This window comes from Domibacillus robiginosus (assembly GCF_000966195.1).
Taxonomy (GTDB): domain Bacteria; phylum Bacillota; class Bacilli; order Bacillales; family Domibacillaceae; genus Domibacillus; species Domibacillus robiginosus.
The window spans coordinates 1-1,220 of record NZ_LAHL01000087.1; the positions used below are offsets into that span (position 1 = coordinate 1).

Consider the following 1,220-nt stretch of genomic DNA (forward strand, 5'->3'; position numbering starts at 1 on the left):
TGGAGCGTCTACACTTATCTGGACAGAAAAATTAAGGTCACGTACACTTGACCTAAAACAGATGAGGAGCTCTAACTATGACAAAGCGAGAACGCCGCACATTCACGCCCGAGTTTAAAAAGCAAATGGTGCAGCTGTACCAGAATGGAAAAACGAAACGAGCCATTATTGATGAATATGATCTGACTCCGTCATCTCTTGACCGGTGGATCAACCAGGATGAAACCTCCGGTTCTTTTAAAGAGAAAGACAATCGTTCTCCTGAACAGCAGGAGCTTTTGGAACTTCGCAAAGAACTAAAGCAGCTTAGAATGGAGAACGATATTTTAAAGCAAGCCGCGCTGATCATGGGACGAAAGTAAATGTCATTAAGCGAAATAAAGACAAATACTCGGTATCAGCAATGTGCAACGTCCTGCAAATCTCACGTAGTACGTACTACTATGAGGCCAAAGAACGTCGATCAGAAGACGATGTAACAGGCGCTGTCATAGAGATTTTCGAACAAAACCGAAGTGCCTACGGCACGCGCAAGATCAAAGTCGAACTGCACAAGCGTGGATTTAAGGTTTCTAGGAGACGTATTGGCCGTATCATGAAAGAACAAGGGCTTGTTTCTTCCTATACAGTGGCACAGTTCAAGCCGCAGAAAACTCCCTGTAATGAGTCAGCTCAGGCAAACGAATTGAAACGCGAGTTTCAGCAGACAGAAGCGAAAAAAGTAGTCGTCAGTGATTTAACATACGTCAAAGTCAAAAACAAATGGCATTACGTATGTATCTTTGTCGATCTCTTTAATCGCGAAATCATTGGCTTCAGCACAGGACTCAACAAAGATGCGAGCCTTGTCGCACGGGCTTTTTCTTCTATTCAAGGTGATCTGCGGGATATCCAGCTGTTCCATACCGACCGTGGCAGCGAGTTTAAAAACCAGCTCATTGACGAAACGTTGGCAGCCTTTCAGATTAGCCGTTCCTTAAGCATGAAAGGCTGTCCATATGATAATGCCGTGGCGGAAGCCACGTTTAAAATCATCAAAACAGAGTTTATCAGCCAAATGAAATTTGATAGCCTGGAGCATCTTACGCTTGAATTCAGTGATTATGTTCACTGGTTTAATAAGCTGCGAATTCATGGAACACTAGGCTACGTAAGCCCAATTGAATATAAACGATCATCCCTTAAAGAAGTTGTCTGATTTAGTGTTGACAATCCAGCTT

The 1,220-nt window shown here is 43.3% G+C and carries 1 protein-coding gene; it reads left to right on the forward strand.

Annotated elements, in window-relative coordinates; translation table 11 throughout:
• Nucleotides 1-77 precede the first annotated feature (77 nt).
• Nucleotides 78-1,198, forward strand: a protein-coding gene (locus VP97_RS22715; protein ID WP_156153605.1) for an IS3 family transposase whose coding sequence is annotated in 2 segments (ribosomal slippage) — nucleotides 78-327 and nucleotides 327-1,198 — 1,122 coding nt in all. Because the reading frame shifts where the segments join, the coding sequence is not laid out codon by codon here.
• Nucleotides 1,199-1,220: the final 22 nt, after the last annotated feature.